The following is an 18,742-nucleotide window of genomic DNA, read 5'->3' as shown; positions in this document are numbered from 1 at the left end:
TTTGAGTAATAAAGAGTTTGCGCTGTCGATGATCCGCCAGCTCAGAGCCGGGGAGTGGAAGGTCACTAATGGTTATACCCTGAAAAAGGGAGATCTTAAGCTGTGGATCGCCAATGGAGCCTTCTTTTTAGATCTCTATCAGAGCCCTCAGCCGAATGTGTTTGGTTACTTTTGGCGACACATAGTTTGGTGGGCAGGTGTTCGGCCTTTTCTCAGAAAGCATGCCAGGGAAGCTTTGTACAACTCTCGCAAGAAGATGCTTGAAACTGAGTCGTCCAGTTAATCGTTATCATATAACGGTTATCCGAATGCAATTTGTTTGCAGCTGTGCTGCAAACAGTGCCGGGGGCGCCCGACAGCGCCCTACTTTTGTATCGCCAAAAGTAGGCAAAAACTCGCTGCGCGCTGCGTGTCCATTCGCAGAGCTACGCGGCTCGGCATCCATGCCTCGAAAAGAAACAGCAATTCTCTACGGTTCACCACGGCGTTCGCTGACGGGGGGTTAAACATCCCCTTTGATTCGCACCGAAGAATAACGCAAATTTTTGAGGGCGAGCGACAGGACGTCGTGAGAAGACAACCGGGATAGGGATGTCCCGTTTGTCTGTTCTCTCAAAAATCCAGTTATTCTGAGGAGTTATGCGAATCGGGGGGCACCCTCGGGGTTGTTAGGGGGACTGGGTGAGCAGTCCCCCTAACCCGCCGCCGCTCGGCAGCGGCATGTATGCAGCGCAGCTGCAAAACGCCATCCGCAGGATAGGTCATCCTTTACTGTCGCCAGCCAGCGCTGGCAACTCTGTGGCGAAGCCACAACCAATCTGCATGCAATGCACCTCAACTAGCCCCATCACTGGGGCCATCGATCAGCTCAGGGGATGGGGAGCGACAGCACTCTCCTCACCTGCAGCCTCAGGATTTACTCGTCGTGGCAGGCGAATACTCCCCAGCAATCCCAGGCCGATTAAGCCAAGAGCCGAGGCGCCAACATGGTAGTAGGCCGGTGCCAGTGTTGAGCCGGTCAGGTCGATGAGGCTCAGGGCGATGGCCGGAGCCAGCCCGCCGATGGTGGCAAAGGCGATGTTATACACCAGGCCGATCCCCGAATAGCGCACCGGAACCGGGAATAGTAGCGACAGCAGGGTCGAGGTGAGGGACCAGATCATGCCGATCGCCAGGGCGCTCAGTAGCATGGGGAGCAGCAGTGGTGCATGGCTCTGGTAGAGGGAGTAGCTGATGAGCACCAGCGCCATGCTGATGATAAGGGCCAGAGACAACCAGAGATTGAGGCGTTTGGCCAGCTTATCGATCACCAGGCCGCAGCAGAGGATCAGTACGCAGCCAGCGAGCAGGCTGAGGGTGGTACTCTCAAGCACATCCTGGATCGGGTAGTGCAGTACCTTGCCAAGATAGGTAGGCAGAAACAGGAAGAAGATCATGATGGCGCTGGCGCCGGCCCCGGTCAGCAAAAAGCCTCCCAGCAGCTGCCTTGGGTAGCGGGTGAACAGGGTCTTGAGTGGCAGTTTATGCTCAAGCTGCTGTTTTTCATCGAGCATCTGGCGATAGACAGGAGACTCGATCAGTTGGCGGCGCACCACAAAGCTCAGCAGTCCCACTAATCCTCCAGCCACAAATGGGATCCGCCAGCCGAACTCGATGATCTGCTCTGTTGTGTAGTAGTGATGCAGTGCCAGGCTGGTTGCCAGCCCCAGCACTATCCCACCAATCAGGCACAGGAACAGCAATGAGCAGACGGTGCCCCGCCGCGAGGGAGCGAGCTCAGCCAGGTAGGTGATCCCCCCGGGATCTCACCGCCCACCGAAAAACCCTGCAGGATCCGCAAGATAATCAGAGCCACCGGAGCGATCAGGCCAACCTGCTGGTAGGTTGGCAAAAAGCCGATCAGCAGGGTTGAGATCGCCATCATGATAACTGTCAGGGTAAAAGGTTTCTTGCGACCGTGACGATCTCCCTGGTGACCAAAAATAATCCCACCCAGGGGGCGCACAATATAGCCGATGGCAAAGGTCGCCAGGGTGAGGAGCAGCGATAGCCGGGTGTCGTGGGTCGGAAAAAAGTTGTGGGCCAGGTAGCTTGCCAGCAGGGCGTAGATAATAAAGTCATAAAACTCCAGGACTCCGCCGAGGCTGGAAAAGATGATGACACGACTGGTTTTTTGCATCCATTCACTTCCTTATGATGAACTGTCTCTATGATGATTGGAAAGCGTGTTGTTTCCGGGGGAAAGCCTAGCATTTCGCTTAGCGGGAATAGATAAGGGAAAACCCTGAATTTTCGGGTGTTGGCAGCGGGATGTAGCAGGAAATCCTGCTTGCTTGACCTGCAGTCAGCTATTTGTGCCTATGGCACAGGTGTCCGGCCCCGGACTTCGGAAAGAAGGTATTGCTTGTCCAACCCCCTCTGGACTCCCAAGGACACCCCGATACTTTTGCAATTAGCCCTGCAGGCAGCCAGTTCATGCCTTCGGCATAATTGCCGGTGCTGACCGGCGGCAGGTCAGGGGGAATGCGCACCCAGTCCTCCTAACAACCCCGAGGGTGCCCATATCTTTGCCTGTTTGACCTGCGGTCAGCTGATTCATGGCTTCGCCATATAGCCGTATTCGCCCGGCGGTCGAGTTACTTTGGTATCGCTCAAAGTAACCAAAGGCTCGCTCCGCGCGATGATTCCCTCCATCGAGCTGCGCGGCTCGCCATCCCTGGCTCGAAATAAGAATAAATTACTCAATTCGATTCACTGTACTAAATCGAAGAGTGGATTTACTCTCCCCGTGAGCGAGCGCTGAGGTGAACCATAGATATTTGAAGTTGAGCAACAGGACGTTGCGAAAGCGTAGTCAGGCCATGGAGGGCCTGTCTACGTGGTACTTCAAATGTCAGGTGGGGCGAGGATTCAGCGAGGTTCGGGGCGTCCCGGGAGATGCAAGAGGGGGCGGACGAGCGCCCCTTCTTGCCTGCCGCCGGTCAGCACCGGCATTTCTGTGCCTCTGGTACAAATAGCTGACCGCAGGTCAAACCAATATTAATTCTTGCCGTCGGGCGACCCCGACATCCATACAGCGCAGCTGCGAAATAAGCTATCCACAGGATAGAACTGGCCTTTACTCGCTGTCGGCACCTAATGCCATCCATGGCTCTCGCTGTATTCGAGCATCCATGCTCATCGGCGAGCCCGACTGAAGTTTAGCTGGGAGCCGCTGGAGGATTAGTCGTGCCGGGCAAGGTAGTGGCCCGGGGTGATCCCTAGGATTCGCTTAAAGATAGCGACAAATGCTGATAACGATTCATAACCACAGGCAGAGGCGACTTCGGTCACCGAGAGTCCTTTTTCTAACCGCTCAATGGCCTCGATCATCCGCGATCTCTGGCGCCATTTTACAAAGGATATGCCCGTCTGCTCCTGAAACAGGCGGCTCACACTCCTGCCGGAGAGTCCAAACATACTGCCAAGCTCTTCCTTGCTCAAATTGCTCTCAAGGTTTTGCTGGATAAACTCGCAGAGGGCGAGCAGGCGTTTATCCCGGGGCAAGGGTAAGGAGGCCGGGATCTCTTGTAGAAAGTTAAGTTGATCGAGAAGTACGGCGACAAGCCTCCCCTCATGAGCCATCTCATCATATTCAGTTTCAAAGTGACAAAACTCAACAGTCAGCTCCCTCATCAAAGGGCTGACGCTCATCACATGAACCGATTGCCAGCGGGCTCTGGTAGCCGCTCATTGGCAACATACAGGCTTTTGATTGTGCCCTTGGGGCTGGTGGATTGGAGCAGGTGCTTCACATGGGGCGGGATCCAGATTGCCAATTTAGGAAAGGCAAAGTAACAGCTGTCGGGGGTCTTAACCAGCAGTGTGCCCTGGGTTGCATAGGACCACTGACCCCAGGGATGGCTGTGCCAGCCAGAGCGCCAATAATGGCCAGAGCGTTGCCACTGTTCGACACGTGCCACGAGGGGACGGGGGAGCTTGGTGTCATGATCTGGGGGAGTGTGGCCCGTTTTCGACATAAAATATCCTGTTTGAGATAGAAACCAGGCTAACGGACGTATAGTCTATTTACATCGCATTAAATTGTCTATAGATACAAGTTTTACGGCATTATTATATTGGATAATTCAATATGAATAGCATTATTTAATCCATCAATCATTATTGAATTAAACCATTCTGAGATGGCTTTAATATTTGTATTAATCGAATCTATAGAGTCCAAAGTCGACTGGCAAATAATATTAACCTGGCTTTAAAAATAAACACATAATAAATGTTATTTAAATGATTTCGGTGCGGGAGCTGTAAGACTCTTTATTTAAGGTAAGTTTTATTTTCTATTCATTGTTTTTGTTATTTATGATCCCGAGGGAGTTCATATGGTTTTATTGATATACCTTACTGGTGGTGTGTTATGTGGGATTCTATCCTCCTGGGTTGGTGCAGGGGGAGGAGCCATTATCATTCCCTTAATCTTATTGGTGTGCAAATATCAGGGGATACCCGGTGCAATCGCTATTCACCTTGCTGTAGCAACATCCCTTGGTTTTATTATGGTCAATGCCTTTTATGTGGCCTACAAGCATCATAAGCATGGCCACCTGATTATAGATATTTTAAAAAAAGCCATGCCGGCATTATTGATCGGCGCTATCGTCGGCACATTTATAGGCAAGATGATGTCAGAAAATGGTATCGAGTTCCTGTTTGCTGCGGTATTACTGGTCAGCCTGATTAAAACGTTTTGGGTCAGCAAGCAGGCCGGAACCGGAGCTCAGTCTATTCTTCCCTCAGCTACTTCGTGCGCCTCTTTTGGCGCTCTAACCGGCGTCCTGTCGAGCATTGTGGGTATTGGAGGTTCGAGCATAGTGAACCCCTATATGAAACACTATAATTTCCCGATGAAAAATTGCGCGGCGATGTCAGCGGCAACAGCAGTTCCGGTCGGGCTGTTTGCGACCATTACCATGCTGGTTTCCAGCTATCATGTAGCTGGGTTACCCGCTTACAGTTTGGGCTACCTCTATCTGCCTGCTTTTTTCGGTTTGCTGTTAGGCTCCGTGATTGGGACTCCCATAGGAGTAAAAATCGTCAAGATCTGCCCTGAGGGCATTTCTCTGTGGGTGTTTCGACTGCTCTTGCTCTATGTGATTTGCGATATGCTGATTAGCTAATCAGCATATCAGCTGAGCCTGATACAGAGGCTCTGCCGGGAGGAGGTCGCTCCCAGGCATCCAGCCTTTCTCGACATTAATACATCCCTGTATGGCAGGATATGCTTGTCTAATACCCTCTTCACTCCCAAGGACACCCATATATTTTTGGAATTAGCCCTGCGGGCAGCCAGTTCATGCCTTCGGCATAATTGCCGGTGCGATGTATAGGATATACGAATGCAGCGATCACCAGGGATGGTTATAGCTGCCGAGCATCGGCAGTAAATCATAATAGCTTGACTTGCAGCTTGCTATTTGTGCCTATGGCACTGATGTCGGGGGCGCCGACAGCGCCCTACTTTTGTATCGTCAAAAGTAGGCAAAAACTCGCTGCGCGCTGCGTGTCCATTCGCAGAGCTACGCGGTTCGGCGTCCTGCCTCAAAAGAAGTAGCAATAATCAAAGGCTCACCTCGGCGCTCGCTGACGGGGGGTAACTTCCCCTTTGATTCGCACCGAAGAGTCACGCTGGAATTTGAGATTGAAGGATATGGATATCCTAAAAGCAGGGCCGAGCCATGGATGGCTCGTTTTTGCGTATCTCAAAAACCAGGGACTCTGAGGATGATCGCGAATCGGGGGCCCCCTTGGGGTCGTTAGGGGGCTGGGTGAGCAATCCCCCTGGCCCGAAGTCCGCGGCCGGACAACTGTGCCGCAGGCATAAATTTGCTGACCGCAGGTCAAACAAGTTTCAGTGCACACGAGTCCTACCTTTGCCTGGAGTGTGAATGTATTCACACTTTTACCCCAACTCCCTTGATTCAGCGGAGCTTGATCATAGAGAGTAATTGGGCTCTGTTAACCGATTAACATCGTCCGGCAAGATCTTCAGGATCCCGTCATCGCAGCAGGGCTTCGGTTGTATTCGTAATCTTCACGGGTTGCCGGGCACTCACAATCAGGAATCAACAATGATAAGGAAATCATTCATACCGGGGGCGGCTGCCGCCGGTTTACTGCTGGGATTTTATTGTGCCGGAGCCGCAGCGGCTTCAACTTTACCCCTGGGGGCGACGGTGCAGGGTGATAGCACCAGTTTTGCGATCTGGTCCCCCGATAGCTCCAATGTTCAGCTATGGCTGGCAGGTAAGCTCTACTCTCTCGAGCGCCAGAGCGGGGATGATGGCAACGTCTATGGCATCAAGCTGCCCCACAACTATAACCTCAGCCCCTATCATTTTGTGATCAATGGTAAACCGGCTCACGATCCCTATGCGCGGATGGTGGATCTCAACCGCAGCGAGAGCAATTACCAGCAGAACGATATCGTCATCGACCTTTCCAAGACCATGGCTGCATCTGATTTTGTGGCCTCGCCCAAGCTCAATAATCCCGAGGATGCGGTGATTGATGAGCTGGATCTGCGCGACTATAGCATAGACCCCAACTCCGGGGTGCCCGCAGCTGAGCGGGGCACCTTTAGCGGCCTGGTGTACCCTAATGCTCAGCTGTCCGGTACCTCAACCCCCACCGGCCTGGCCCATCTTAAACAGCTGGGGGTGAATACGCTGCAGCTGATGCCGATGTTTAACTTCGCCTCCTGCTCGATTGAGGATGTCGCACAAAATCCCGATTGCTACAACTGGGGTTATGATCCCCAAAACTACAACGTGCCCGAATGGCGCTACTCCAAATACAATGTGAACGGGCTGCCGGGCAGCAAGCCCCACTATATCGAGCGGATCCGTGAGGTTCAGTCGATGGTCAACGAGCTGCATAAAAACGGCATGCGGGTGGTGATGGATGTGGTGTATAACCACACCGCCAGTGCCGATAAGGTGCTGGGCCCGATCAGCAAAAAATATTACCTGACCGATGGTGCCGGTCACTATATCGATATCACGGGCACCGGCAATACCCTCAACGCCTCTGAGCCCATGGTGAGCAAGATGGTGTTGGATTCCCTTAAGTATTGGGTGAGCGAATACCATATTGATGGGTTCCGCTTTGATCTGATGGGATCCTTTGATTACCAGATGGTGCGAAAGTGGCGCCATCAGCTCAATGCTGCCTTCCCGGATCGTCACCTGTTGTTCTATGGTGAGCCCTGGGCGGCAGATAACAATTACCAGCAGGGGCAGAAGATCCGTCCCAACACCATCTCGCTGACCGAATATGAGGATAAGAGCGATGGCTCGGCGACCGTCACTCATCAGCCCTGGGAACAGAGTGGGATCTTCAACGGACCGTTTCGCGACGCGCTACGTGGTGGGGCCGATGATGGCTACGGGGGAGGCTACATCTTTAATCAGACCTCGGATCAGGACTTGGAGAAGATAGCCGCCGGAGTGAAGGGAGCGGCCCGTGACCAGTACCAGGATAAGCCCCAGGGATTGCAGAATACCTGGGATCCCAAGTTCGCCAATAACCCGGCCGAAACCATTACCTATATCACCTGCCACGATAACCTGGATCTGTGGGATAAGATCAACACCTGGGCCGGGCTCAATGGGCGCAGTGGCGATTCAGGCTATCTTAAGCGGATAGATGAGTTTGCCGCTGCCATCCTCTTTACCTCCCAGGGAGTGCCCCTGATTCATGAAGGGGTCGAGATGCTGCGCAGCAAGGGGGGCGATCACAACAGTTACCAGTCACCGGATTCGGTCAATCAGATCAATTGGCAGCTCGCCCAGAGCAATAGTGATGTGGTGGGCTTCTATCAGCAGCTGATCCGGATGCGAAAGCTGCACCCGGCGTTTCGCATGACCAGCTACCAGCAGATAGCGGATAACCTCAATACCAGCGAGCAAAGTGGCGGAGTGATCATTAGCAGGCTCAATGGGGCAGCCGTGGGTGATAGCTGGAAAAATATCCTGGTGATCTATAACTCGGGAGGCAACCGCCAATACGATAAGCAGAAGCTGTTAGGCGATGGCCAGTGGTACTACGCGATGCGTGACGGCGCGCCCTACCGTGATGGCAACACGGATACGGTGGGCTCGAAGGTGGATGCCCAGGGCACCGCGGTGACCGTGCTCTATCAGCTGTAATTAGGCGGCTAGCCAGGCTGCAGCAGGGATTGGATCTGTTGCAGTGCTCCACTGTGATCCTGGTAATTAAGCTCAATGGGGTGGCTCTTTCCCTGGTGAAGCAACACCATGGAGGGAAAACCGCGAATTGGCAGGCTATGGGCAAGCTTAATCTCCCGAAGCATGCGTTTGTTGAGCGCATCGCTGGTAAGCTCCTTCTCAAAACGCGCGAGATCCAGCCCTAGTTCGGCGGCGAGCTTTAGGTGGGTTTGGGTATCCGAGGGATTGAGGGCCCTGAGATAGTAGGCCCGCTGCAGGGCATCGATCATCTCGGGCTCGGCATCCTGGCTGCGAGCGGCCAGGGTGGCGCGGCACGCCGGGTAGGTGGAGCGGCGCGGGGTGTTCTCTGTCCAAAAATCAAAGTTAAACTCGGTGCCGAGTAGTTCATGGATTTTCTGCCAATAGCCCCGGATGGTTTGGCGCAGCTCATCGGGCATCGGCTGGTCCGAGTCGGGGGCCAGCCCGCCTACACAATAGTCAATCCTGAGCTGGCCGGCTAATGCGCTCTGCAGTTTATCCCACTCGGGCCTATGGCCCCAGCACCAGCTACACATGGGGTCATGTACGTAGATTAATCGGCTCATTACATCCATGAAAATCTCCAAAAACCAGGTTATGACTTAACAAGCTTACCGGGTTTGTGAGGCTAAGTCGCTCGCTGAGGTGGCTGAGGTTCAGGTATCCGATTGCGGGAGAGAAGCTGAGCGGGGGAGGCGTTGTTTTCTTAGCTTGAGGGGAGGGTGCGACCCCGGCACAGCTGAAAACACCCATGCCGAGTATAGGGCGAGCTGTTTTGAGCTAAGTTGTTAGTAAGAGGCCCAACCTGAGGCCTGCCGTTGAAACCTTTGTTGCTCTCGTATGCGACAACAAACCAGGGGATGGCGATGGTCAGAAGATGGTGTTCACAGTTAGGTATGGCCGGGGCTTTGTTGCTCCAGGTGCTGCTGTCGCCAGCAAGTTTTGCTCAGACCATCCATATCATCGCCAGTACCGATAATCCGAAAGGCTCCTTGCATGTGTTGGCCCTTGAGAAGTTTTCGGAGCTTCTTAACCACACCTCCAGTGGTGAATTGCAGCTTCGGGTCCATTACCGGGGCAATTCCAACCTGCCAGCTATGGGTGGGGAGGAGGCCAACATGAATATGGTGATGGGCGGGTTTGTCTCTGACAAGGGGATCCCCCTGCATGTGACCGTGATTGCGGCAGGGAATGCCTCTTTAAAGGCCAGGGCCCTGGAATTTTTGATGTTGCCCTATATCTTCCCGGATATGAACTCGGCGCAGCGGCTGTTCAGAAGTGAATTGATGCGCAAAGAGCTCAATGAGATCATCGCAACCAAACACAATGTGCGGGCCCTTGGCTGGTTGATTGGCGGCTTTCGTCACCTGACGAACTCCCGGCGACATATCACCCGGCTTGAGCATATCCGGGGTCTGATTATTCGAACCCCCAGAAGCAGGATCATGCGTGATACCTACAAGTCATTCGGTGCTACCCCTAAACCCATCAACTGGGCGGATACGTTTGAGGCATTAAAATCCAACCAGGTGGATGGTCAGGAGAACCCTTATAGCGTGATTGTTGACTCTAAGTTTTGGGAAGCGGGCCAGCGCTTTGTGACCAATAATGGGCCATTTTTATGGGTTGGTCCCATATTGATCCACGAGCCGTTTTACCAGAGTCTCTCGAAACGCAATCGGGCACTGCTCGAACGGGCGGCGAGTGAGGCAGCTGAATATCAGTGGCGCTGGATAGTAGAGCAAAATGATCAATTCAAAAAAATTTTGCTGGAGCGGGGAATGAGCATTGATGAGTTGGAGGATAAAGAGCGTTGGATAGAGGCCAGCCGGCCGCTGTGGAAGCAGTATTACCCTTACATAGGTTATGGCGATCCAAAAAAGGGTAAGGCTTTGATCAACCAGGTTTTGCAAATCACCCGTCAGTCAGCACCCTAAAATAACCTGAGCTGCGCATAAGAGGGGAACTAAAAGCCCAAGCTGCGATCTGATCGTTTGTCCAGAACCATCAATCGCCAAGGAGCTTGGGCATGATCAATTTAGAAGCTATTTTCGTTGATGTCGATGATTTCTGTCAGGTCTTTCTACCCGCTTGGCAAAAACAGCAGATCTCCTTAGGTGTGAAGCAGCGGAACAGACCTTCTCGCCTGGCTGTCAGTGAAGTGATGACCATCGTCATCGCATTTCATCGCTTGGGCTTCCGAGACTTTAAATCCTATTATCTTCAGTTTGTCTGTAAGTACTGGAAAAGTGAGTTCCCCGGCCTGGTGAGTTACAGTCGGATGTTGAAATTGATGCAAGCGACCCTGATCCCTTTGTGCTCCTATCTCACCCACAGACAAGCAAAACCTACTGGGATTGCATTCGTCGACTCAACAAAACTTCAGGTTTGCCATAACCTTCGCATCCCTCGGCATCAAGTATTTGAAGGTGCAGCCAAGCGTGGCAAAGGAACCATGGGGTGGTTTTATGGATTTAAATTGCACCTTATTATCAATGATCAAGGTGGTGTTATCTCGGTCAAATTAACCCCAGCCAATGTTGATGACAGAACTCCTCTTCCTGAAATGTGCGAGCAGCTCTGGGGTTCACTCTATGGAGATAAAGGCTATATTTCAGGACCACTTGCAGAAGAGCTGGCAGACCAAGGGGTCACATTAATTACCAGCATCAGGAAGAATATGAAACCAAAGTTGATGCGGCTATGGGATAAGCTGATGCTTCGCAAACGCTTCATCATTGAAACCGTCTTTGATCAGCTGAAGAACATCTCTCAGATAGAACACTCACGGCATCGTAGCTGCGTCAGCTTTATGGTGAATCTCCTTGCTGGCCTCATTGCATATACCTTCCAGGAAAAGAAGCCGAGCATCCGAATGTCTCGGCTTGAAAAGGAAGCGCTTATGCAGATCTGAGGTTAAAATAACTTGCCTTGTTGCCGCAAGCAGATCTCAATCATCCTTCACCACTCTTCTATCTCGTATCATTGGGCTGAATAGCTTACAATCATCGGGTTAAAATTCGATTTAAAGGAAACCCTCATGTCACAAAAACGCGCCCAGAAAGTTGCTAACCGTAAAAAGAAAAACAAGGGCAAGAAGCCAGCCGTACGCCAGATGTCAGAGCGTGATATGCAGATCAACAAGGCATTCCCCAGCCGGGACGTGTTTGAGGCTGATATGAAGGTGCTGTCCGGACTGATTGAACAGCACAAGGGAGAAAAGCTTGATGATATGGAGGGAGAGCTCGAAGAGGAGATGATGGAGGAGATCTTCGATGAGCTGATCGTTGAGCTGAATAAGACCTATGGTGATTTCGACCTGGCCCGCCTCAAGGCGGAGATGATCTTTGAGATCCTGCCAACCGTTGCAGAGCAGGCTAACAAATAAAGACTATTACAGTGTGATAAGGGGGCAAGCCCCCTGTCCATTTCTCTCAGGAGAGCATGACAGCTCTCCTTTTTATTATCCAGCGGATAACTCTCTTATTTGTGGCTTCGCCACAGGGATGCCAGCGCTGGCTGGCGGCAGAAGAAGTTTGCATCTATCCTGCGGATAGTCGTCTTGCAGCTACGCTGCATTTGCCGAGGTGCCGGCAGCACATTACTTTTGTACCGCCAAAAGTAATCAAAAGCTCGCTCCGCGCTGCGAGTCCCTCCGCAGAGCTCCGCATATCGGCGTCCTGCCTCGAAAAGAAACAGCAATTCCCTTCAGTCCACCTCGGCGCTCGCTTACGGGGGTTTTGGGCCCCGTCTATTTGCGCCGAAGGCTTCATTGTTGATGAACGTATCAACTACATGGAAGTAGTTGAAGGGCAGCCGGAACAGGGACGTTCCGTCTGTTCGTTAGTGAATCTGATGAAGCATGAGGGGAAAGCAAATACCGGGGTGTCCTTGGGAGTGAAGAGGGTATTGGACAAGCAATACCCTCTTCCCGCCGTCCGCGGCCGGACAACTGTGCCGCAGGCATAAATTTGCTGACCGCAGGTCAAACAGGCAAGGATCTGGGCACCCTCGGGGTTATTAGGGGGACTGGGTGAGCAGTCCCCCTAACCCGAAGTCCGCGGCCGGACACTCGTGCCATAGGCACAAAATAGCTGACTGCAGGTCAACAAATTGCGGCGTTAAGTCGCGATTCTTCAGGTGGGATGACTCGGATGATGCATCGAACATGGGCATCATCCGAGTCATCCTGTATCTTTTCCTAAGAGGCTTAGATTTTGCCGGGAGCATAACTTTGATGGATAAAAACAAGATCGTGATCTTCAGTGGTGCCGGGATCAGTGCCGAGAGTGGCCTGCAAACCTTTCGTGACAGTGGCGGCCTGTGGCACAACTACAAGGTGAGCGAGGTCTGTACTCCCGAGGCCTGGCAGGACAACCCCGAGCGGGTGCTGGATTTTTACAACCAGCGGCGACGCAATGTGGCCGATGCCGAACCTAACGCGGCTCACCGGGCGATCGCCGAGCTTGAGAGTCAGTTCCAGGTGGTGGTGATCACCCAGAATATCGACGATCTTCATGAGAGGGCTGGCTCGACACAGGTGCTGCATGTCCATGGTGAGATCACCAGGGCCCGTAGCAGTGAGGATCCGAGTCTTATCTATGAGCTGGGTTACCGGGATATCAAAATGGGCGATCTCTGTGACAGGGGCAGTCAGCTCAGGCCACACATCGTCTGGTTCGGTGAGGAGGTATTCGAGCTCGAAGAGAGTCTCTACCATATCCAGAGTGCCTCCCGGGTACTGGTGGTGGGGACTTCGTTGTCGGTATTTCCGGTTGCGGCCCTGGTGCATGAGGCTCCCGGTGAGGCCGAGAAGGTGATTGTCAGCCTGGATGTCGAAGCGACTCCCCATGATTATCAGCTGTATCGCGAGCGGGCCAGCGAGAAGGTACCCCAGCTGGTCAGCCAGTGGCTGGTGGATAAAAACGCCTAGTGAGGCTCCCGGGGGAGTTGCGCCAATATTTGCTGCGGGCCAGAGAGCCAGATTGTAAGAGGGGAGAGCTGTGAGCAGGGAATTTGCTGAGTTAAAAGAGGAGCTGGCGAGACTGCAGAGTGCCAAAGAGCAGTTTGGCCGCGAGATTGAGGCGCTCCGGGAGCGGCTCGCCTGCCTTGAGAGGGGCGAGGGGAGTGTCGCTCCTCAAGCCCAAAAGGCTCCCCCAGAGCGGCCGTCGGAGCCGGTAGCTGTGGCCGAGGCTGAATCAATAGGCCTGACTCAGCAGCCAGTTTCAGTGGCTCCAACCCCTGCTGCTCAGGAGATGCAAGGGGATGATTCGCTACAGCAACAGGCTCCCTGGTTGGGCTCAAGGCTGTTTGAGCTAGTTATTGCTCAGCTCATCGGGCCTTTCTCCCAATTGTGGGGGATGACCAGGGAGTTTTATGACTCCTACCAGCGCCGTGGCATGGGGCATGTGTTTCTGCTGATGGTAGCAGGCCTCATCACCATGACAGTGGGAGTTGGTTACCTGCTGCAGTACAGCTATAACCACCTGTTGTCGGATATCAGTCGGTTGGCGGTGGGCTTTGTGCTTGCTAATCTCATTCTGGGGATCGGGGTTAGCATAGTAGCCCGAAGACCCAGGCAGCAGGAGTATGGCTCGGCCCTGGTGGGACTTGGGATCGTCATCAACTATCTGGCCTGCTATGTGGGGGCGAACTATTATCAGCTACTCTCTCCCGCGGTGACCCTGGGGCTGCAGGCCCTGATCACCCTAGCGGGCTATGGCCTGGCGTACCGACTCAATACCAAGATTGTGGCGATGATCGCCCTGGTGGGCGGGACCCTGGCTCCCCTGCTGCTTGGCACCGAGCTGGTGTACTTTAACCTCTATCTCCCCTACCTGCTGCTGTTAGCGATTTTGTCGATTGGGGTGAGCCATAAGCAGGGTTGGCCGCTGTTCATGGTGATCGCGGCGGCCCTGCAGATCGCTGTGCTTGAGTCTCTGGTCTATGTGTCACGCTTTGACGGTGGTTACGGGGTGATGCTGAGCCTGCACCTGCTGTTTTATGCCTATATCCTGTATACCCTCTCTTGCCAGCAGAAGATCCAGTTGCCGCTACTGGCTACCCTCATCACCTTCTTTATTCTGCTGGTGATCCAGATTAGTGAAGGGGCCGGAGTCATTCTGGCGATCAATGGCTTGCTGTGGGCCGGTTTATTCGTGCTGCTCAGCTTCACCCCGAAAGCGAGTGTGCCCTTCATTCTGACTCTGGTGTTTAGCAATAAGCTGCTGCGCCAGTTTAGCCTGGTGTTTGGGGGCAGCCTCATCGCCTTTGCCGCCCTGCTACTCCTTGACCCCTATCTGCAGGGGATCGTTTGGGGGCTTGAGGGAGTGTTGCTGTTATGGATAGGGCTGGAGCAGCGCCTGTATAGTATCCGCAGTGAGGCGTATCTATTGCTGGTGATAGGGCTGGGCGCGACCCTGGTGGCCATTGGAAAATGGCTGATGTATGCCCCCTTTTATGGGCTGGGCTTTCATCCTGAGAGCGCGCTTATCGCACTTTTGGTCACCACTTTTATCTGGATTATCGCCCGTGAACTGTTGCTGCGCTCCTCCCTTAAATGGGATCGATTCGAAGCCTTTGTCAAAACCCTGCTGTGTGAGGCGATCGGTTTTCTCGAGGTGGGGCTCTTGTACCTGGTAGGGATGCAGCTTCTCGGTGATTATGCCTTGAACCTGGCGCCGCTGGCGATGGCTTTGCTACTCTGGCACAGCGTCAGGTATCGCCTTAGAATCGTCGAGCTTGCGGGCTGGTTTCAGCTGCTGGTGCTGGTGGCGGGTATCGCTTACAGTGTGAATGCAACGGACAGTCTGCGCTTTAGTGAGCAGCTGCTGCTGGGACAGATCGCCCTGGTGGAGCTGTTGGCCCTGATGTTTTTGAGCTGTGAGTTTTACCGGCGTCTTTACCCCGGCTCCTGGTTTAAACCCCATGCCGAGGCATTGAGGATCGCATTTTATCTGCTGGTACCTCTGCTGTATCTCCCCAAGATGATTCGCAGCTGGCCTGAGCTATTGCCCCTTGCCCTGTGTCTTTCAACCGGGCTTTCTTTACTGTTCAGCCAGATCTCCAGGCATAAGCTGCTACGACTTGAATCAACCCTGCTCTCCTACCTGATGATGCTGGTGATTGCCATCAGTTGCTGGGAGATGTCTGGCTACGGAGTGTTGGCACTGCTGATCGCCCTGCTTTTCTATGCTAGCTTGATTGGCTTGAATCGTCTTGAGGAGAAGGTGCCGGGAAATCTGCCGGGTTATCATCTATGGCCTACGCTCTCCCATCATTTTCGGCAGAGCTACTACTTCTTTGCCTTGGTGATCCTGGTGTTGGTTTACGGAGTGTTGGGGAGCTGGAGCCTCGGACTTGCCCTGGTTGCGGGCTATTTCTGGCTTATTCTGAATATCCGGCCAAGGCCGCTTGCGTTGCGCGGGAGTCTCTATCTCAACTATGGCCTGGCGCTGCTCTTTTCTGTAGCGACCCTTGGCTGGCACCTCATGTCGTTGGTGAGTGCCCGGCCGGGATGGTTTTTGCCGATGCTGGCCGATCTGATCGTGTTGGGGATGAGTGGCATGCTGCTGTATAGGGCTCGGCCCTACCATAGGCTAGATCGTGTATTCCTAAGTTATCCCTGGCAGCTATTCGGCTGGAATTTAGGGCTGGCGGTGGGATATTTCATCTGGAGCTATCAGTTGCCCCTGTGGGGAGCAGCGCCCTTAAGCTCCATCTTGCTGGTATGTCACGGCTGTGGATTATTGTTTTTGAGTCTGAAGGACAGGTTAGCCGGGATGGCAAAGCTGGCCCTGGGATTTTTTGTGCTGGCCTGTGGCAAGATCCTACTGCTTGATTTGAGCTCTTTCGACATTCTGCAGAAGATCATAGTGTTTATGGTGATAGGTGCCCTGTTACTGGTGATTTCCTACCAATATATGCGGCTGAAGAGTCGTCAGGCCATCCGGGATACCTGACTCCAGGGTTAAGGATCGGCGGTGTCAGCTTGTTCAGATTCTGACTCCTGCTCGGGGTCTTGCTCTGTTTCGTAGCTGATGCCGTAATGCTGCTCTATATCTTCGAGGAGAAACAGTGCCGCCTCAATCATAAACTCTCCCAGGGGGAGGTTCATGTGCTTTTCATAGCACAGGCGTTTGTGGCGCATCACCAGGGAGGTTGGTACCCGAATGACTCGCATTTCCGTTTGTTGAGCTGGTTTATAAGCCATAACCTGTCCTTAGGTGAAGAAGCGGATAATTGTTCAGTGTAGGCGATCCGGATTGACAATTTTTTGAATGATTTCAAAAACCAGCAGGAATTAAGCCAGCTTAGCAGCCATTAAGTCATTCTATGTCAGGCTTTGACTCGTGAAATAGGACGTTGCCACTGCGCTGCATGCATGCCACTGCCGAGTAGCAACGGGTTAGGCCGTTCCCAGGCGGCTACCATCCTGATAGCCCTTTCCAGTTCGGCATCCTGTCTCTCGCTAGGTTGCGATGCAACTACGCCCCCTCCACGGCATTAATACATCCCTGTATAGCAGGTACATGCTTGTCCAATACCCTCGGAATTCCCAAGGACACCCCGGTACTTTTGCACTTAGCCCTGTGGGCAGCAAGTTCATGCCTTCGGCATAATTGCCGGTGCTGACCGGCGGCAGGTCAGGGGGATTGCGCACCCAGTCCCCCTAACGACCCCCAGGGTGCGTTTTTTGGTCCATCGCGATCACCCAATAAGATCGATAGCGATCACTGAATAATATCGATCGCGATCGCTCAATAATATCGATGGCGATCACTTTTGAGTTTTATATTATTGGGTGATCGGCATGAATATTATGCAGTCCCGACCGAAATGTTATTCATTTCAACTCCCGTTTCGCAGGTGTTTTTTTAACCGGCTATGCTCTCTGTTTGACCTCGAGCGGAGAGCCAGCCATGCCAACGGTGCATATCACCATGCGAAAACTCAAAGAGATCCTCAGACTCAAGTACCAAGGCGGCCTGAGTCACCGCCAGATCGCAAGCAGCCTGTCTGTGTCTCCGTCGACTGTGTCCAATTACTGCAAAAGGGCCCAACAGATGGGGCTATGCCAATGGCCTCTGCCTGCTGAGTGGGATGAAGAGCGGCTGCGCCGTGAGTTCCTTGAGACCCGGATCACGGTTCGTCAGACACCTCCTCTGCCGGATTGGGCCGTGGCCCATCAGGAGCTCAGACGCAAAGGGATGACGCTACAACTCCTGTGGGAGGAGTATGCTGAGCGACATCCCAAGAACCACTACAGCTATAACCATTACTGCATGCGTTATCGTGAGTGGCGTAAATGCCAGTCTCCCTCAATGCGTCAGAGCCATAAAGCCGGTGAAAAACTGTTTGTTGATTACTGCGGTCCAACCGTGCCCATCGTGGATCCGAGGACTGGGGAGGAGCGTCGGGCTCAGATCTTTGTCGCTGTGATGGGTGCATCCAGCTACACCTACGCCGATGCAACCTTGAGTCAGGGGCTGGAAGACTGGGTGATGAGCCATAAACGGGCCTTCGAATTTCTGGGGGGAGTACCAGAGATGATCGTTCCGGATAATCTCAAAAGCGGAGTCAGTAGAGCGTGTCGCTACGAGCCAGATCTCAATCCTACCTATCAGCAGCTGGCTGCACACTATGGTGTTGCAGTGCTTCCTGCCCGTCCTTACAAGCCCAAAGATAAAGCCAAGGCTGAGGTGGGCGTGCAGATCGTTGAGCGCTGGATCCTGGCAAAACTGCGCCATGAGACCTTCTTCAGTCTGGCTCAGCTAAACCAGCGGATCGGGGCTCTGCTCACCGAGTTGAACAATCGCCCGTTCAAGAAGCTGCCGGGAAGCCGTAAATCACAGTTTGAATTGCTAGACAAACCGGTGCTCAAATCGCTGCCTCAAAACCCCTATCAGTTCACCCGGGTGAAGGCGGTTCGGGTTCATATCGACTATCACATCGAGCTCGACAAGCACTACTACTCGGTTCCCTATACCCTGCTCAAACGCAAGCTTGAAGCGCATATCTGCGACAACCTGGTACGGATCTATCATGGTGGTCGCTGTGTCGCGACACATCCACGCAGCTATCAGCAGGGAGGGCAAACCACCCACCCCGATCATATGCCGGTCGCACACCAAAAGCAGATGCAATGGACCCCGGGACGCTTTCTGAACTGGGCTCAGGAGATAGGCCCCTCCACGCTTGCGGTGATCAAACAGCTGCTCTACCGAAAGTCCCACCCGGAGCTTGGATATCGGGCCAGCCTTGGGATCCTCAACCTGGAAAAGCGATATGGACGCCCCCGCTTAGAAGCGGCCTGCCAGCGAGCAGACCGAACGGGCGTTTACTATCAGAAAGGGATCCGCTCCATCCTGGAAAAGGGGCTGGATGGCCAGCCACTGCCCGAAACTCAGCCGGATCGTCTGGCGGAGCTCACTCACCTCAATATCCGTGGCTCAGGCTACTATCACTAAGGATCAAAG

The 18,742-nt window shown here is 53.3% G+C and carries 13 protein-coding genes and 1 pseudogene; 9 read left to right on the top strand and 5 right to left on the bottom strand.

What is annotated here, in order from left to right:
• Nucleotide 1 precedes the first annotated feature (1 nt).
• Nucleotides 2–283, top strand: coding sequence for a hypothetical protein (locus DB847_RS18220; protein WP_159084735.1), 282 nt, complete (start codon nucleotides 2–4; stop codon nucleotides 281–283).
• Between the two features lie 580 nt (nucleotides 284–863).
• Here DB847_RS18220 and DB847_RS18215 read toward each other — a convergent pair.
• The 3 genes and pseudogenes from DB847_RS18215 to DB847_RS18200 form a co-directional block, all read right to left on the bottom strand.
• A pseudogene (locus DB847_RS18215) lies at nucleotides 864–2,179 on the bottom strand (MFS transporter).
• A gap of 1,043 nt (nucleotides 2,180–3,222) precedes the next feature.
• Nucleotides 3,223–3,693 carry a helix-turn-helix domain-containing protein gene (locus DB847_RS18205; protein WP_159084734.1) on the bottom strand — a complete coding sequence of 157 codons (471 nt, stop codon included), beginning with the start codon at nucleotides 3,691–3,693 and terminating at the stop codon, nucleotides 3,223–3,225.
• Nucleotides 3,693–4,019, bottom strand: coding sequence for an AraC family ligand binding domain-containing protein (locus DB847_RS18200; RefSeq protein ID WP_108651976.1), 327 nt, complete (start codon nucleotides 4,017–4,019; stop codon nucleotides 3,693–3,695). Before DB847_RS18200 ends, DB847_RS18205 begins: the two co-directional genes overlap by 1 nt.
• A 363-nt stretch (nucleotides 4,020–4,382) precedes the next feature.
• Here DB847_RS18200 and DB847_RS18195 point away from each other — a divergent pair, with 363 nt between their 5' ends.
• The gene (locus tag DB847_RS18195) at nucleotides 4,383–5,177 is read left to right on the top strand and encodes a sulfite exporter TauE/SafE family protein (RefSeq protein WP_108651975.1); all 795 of its coding nucleotides are present in this window, start codon (nucleotides 4,383–4,385) and stop codon (nucleotides 5,175–5,177) included.
• Between the two features lie 951 nt (nucleotides 5,178–6,128).
• Nucleotides 6,129–8,207 (top strand): alpha-amylase family glycosyl hydrolase, encoded by a 2,079-nt coding sequence (locus DB847_RS18190; RefSeq protein WP_108651974.1) that lies wholly within the window; start codon nucleotides 6,129–6,131, stop codon nucleotides 8,205–8,207.
• An 8-nt stretch (nucleotides 8,208–8,215) separates the two neighbouring features.
• On the opposite strand, the gene DB847_RS18185 is transcribed toward DB847_RS18190, so the two are convergent.
• The gene (locus tag DB847_RS18185) at nucleotides 8,216–8,839 is read right to left on the bottom strand and encodes a DsbA family protein (RefSeq protein WP_108651973.1); all 624 of its coding nucleotides are present in this window, start codon (nucleotides 8,837–8,839) and stop codon (nucleotides 8,216–8,218) included.
• Nucleotides 8,840–9,130: 291 nt separating this feature from the next.
• Here DB847_RS18185 and DB847_RS18180 point away from each other — a divergent pair, with 291 nt between their 5' ends.
• The 5 genes from DB847_RS18180 to DB847_RS18155 all read left to right on the top strand — a co-directional run bounded on the left by DB847_RS18180 (nucleotide 9,131) and on the right by DB847_RS18155 (nucleotide 16,225).
• On the top strand, nucleotides 9,131–10,201 hold the full coding sequence (locus DB847_RS18180; protein ID WP_159084733.1) for a TRAP transporter substrate-binding protein: 1,071 nt from the start codon (nucleotides 9,131–9,133) through the stop codon (nucleotides 10,199–10,201).
• A 92-nt stretch (nucleotides 10,202–10,293) separates the two neighbouring features.
• Nucleotides 10,294–11,178: an IS982 family transposase gene (locus DB847_RS18175; protein WP_108649992.1), complete on the top strand. Its 885-nt coding sequence runs from the start codon at nucleotides 10,294–10,296 to the stop codon at nucleotides 11,176–11,178.
• A gap of 126 nt (nucleotides 11,179–11,304) precedes the next feature.
• Entirely contained in the window at nucleotides 11,305–11,652 is a 348-nt protein-coding gene (locus DB847_RS18170) for a hypothetical protein (RefSeq protein ID WP_108651971.1), read from the top strand.
• An 849-nt stretch (nucleotides 11,653–12,501) separates the two neighbouring features.
• Nucleotides 12,502–13,197, top strand: coding sequence for an SIR2 family NAD-dependent protein deacylase (locus DB847_RS18160; protein WP_108651969.1), 696 nt, complete (start codon nucleotides 12,502–12,504; stop codon nucleotides 13,195–13,197).
• Between the two features lie 70 nt (nucleotides 13,198–13,267).
• Nucleotides 13,268–16,225, top strand: a complete 2,958-nt coding sequence (locus DB847_RS18155; RefSeq protein WP_108651968.1) for a DUF2339 domain-containing protein — start codon at nucleotides 13,268–13,270, stop codon at nucleotides 16,223–16,225.
• A gap of 8 nt (nucleotides 16,226–16,233) precedes the next feature.
• Here the strand turns inward: DB847_RS18155 and DB847_RS18150 are convergent, their stop codons facing one another.
• The gene (locus tag DB847_RS18150; RefSeq protein ID WP_108651967.1) at nucleotides 16,234–16,476 is read right to left on the bottom strand and encodes a hypothetical protein; all 243 of its coding nucleotides are present in this window, start codon (nucleotides 16,474–16,476) and stop codon (nucleotides 16,234–16,236) included.
• A 709-nt stretch (nucleotides 16,477–17,185) separates the two neighbouring features.
• Between DB847_RS18150 and istA the strand changes: the two genes are divergently transcribed.
• Nucleotides 17,186–18,733, top strand: a complete 1,548-nt coding sequence (gene istA / locus DB847_RS18145) for an IS21 family transposase (RefSeq protein ID WP_108649425.1) — start codon at nucleotides 17,186–17,188, stop codon at nucleotides 18,731–18,733.
• Nucleotides 18,734–18,742: the final 9 nt, after the last annotated feature.

Origin of the sequence: Dongshaea marina (assembly GCF_003072645.1) — a bacterium.
In the GTDB taxonomy this organism is placed as follows: Bacteria; Pseudomonadota; Gammaproteobacteria; order Enterobacterales; family Aeromonadaceae; genus Dongshaea; species Dongshaea marina.
The sequence above is the reverse complement of the archived record's forward strand: the minus strand, read 5'-3'. Positions and strand labels throughout refer to the sequence as shown.

What these genes read in the sequence shown, in the direction of transcription:
- DB847_RS18205 (WP_159084734.1), bottom strand. Translation starts at nt 3,693, where the DNA reads ATGAGCGTCAGCCCTTTGATGAGGGAGCTGACTGTTGAGTTTTGTCAC.
- DB847_RS18200 (WP_108651976.1), bottom strand. Translation starts at nt 4,019, where the DNA reads ATGTCGAAAACGGGCCACACTCCCCCAGATCATGACACCAAGCTCCCC.
- DB847_RS18195 (WP_108651975.1), top strand. Translation starts at nt 4,383, where the DNA reads ATGGTTTTATTGATATACCTTACTGGTGGTGTGTTATGTGGGATTCTA.
- DB847_RS18190 (WP_108651974.1), top strand. Translation starts at nt 6,129, where the DNA reads ATGATAAGGAAATCATTCATACCGGGGGCGGCTGCCGCCGGTTTACTG.
- DB847_RS18185 (WP_108651973.1), bottom strand. Translation starts at nt 8,839, where the DNA reads ATGGATGTAATGAGCCGATTAATCTACGTACATGACCCCATGTGTAGC.
- DB847_RS18180 (WP_159084733.1), top strand. Translation starts at nt 9,131, where the DNA reads ATGGTCAGAAGATGGTGTTCACAGTTAGGTATGGCCGGGGCTTTGTTG.
- DB847_RS18175 (WP_108649992.1), top strand. Translation starts at nt 10,294, where the DNA reads ATGATCAATTTAGAAGCTATTTTCGTTGATGTCGATGATTTCTGTCAG.
- DB847_RS18170 (WP_108651971.1), top strand. Translation starts at nt 11,305, where the DNA reads ATGTCACAAAAACGCGCCCAGAAAGTTGCTAACCGTAAAAAGAAAAAC.
- DB847_RS18160 (WP_108651969.1), top strand. Translation starts at nt 12,502, where the DNA reads ATGGATAAAAACAAGATCGTGATCTTCAGTGGTGCCGGGATCAGTGCC.
- DB847_RS18150 (WP_108651967.1), bottom strand. Translation starts at nt 16,476, where the DNA reads ATGGCTTATAAACCAGCTCAACAAACGGAAATGCGAGTCATTCGGGTA.
- istA (WP_108649425.1), top strand. Translation starts at nt 17,186, where the DNA reads ATGCCAACGGTGCATATCACCATGCGAAAACTCAAAGAGATCCTCAGA.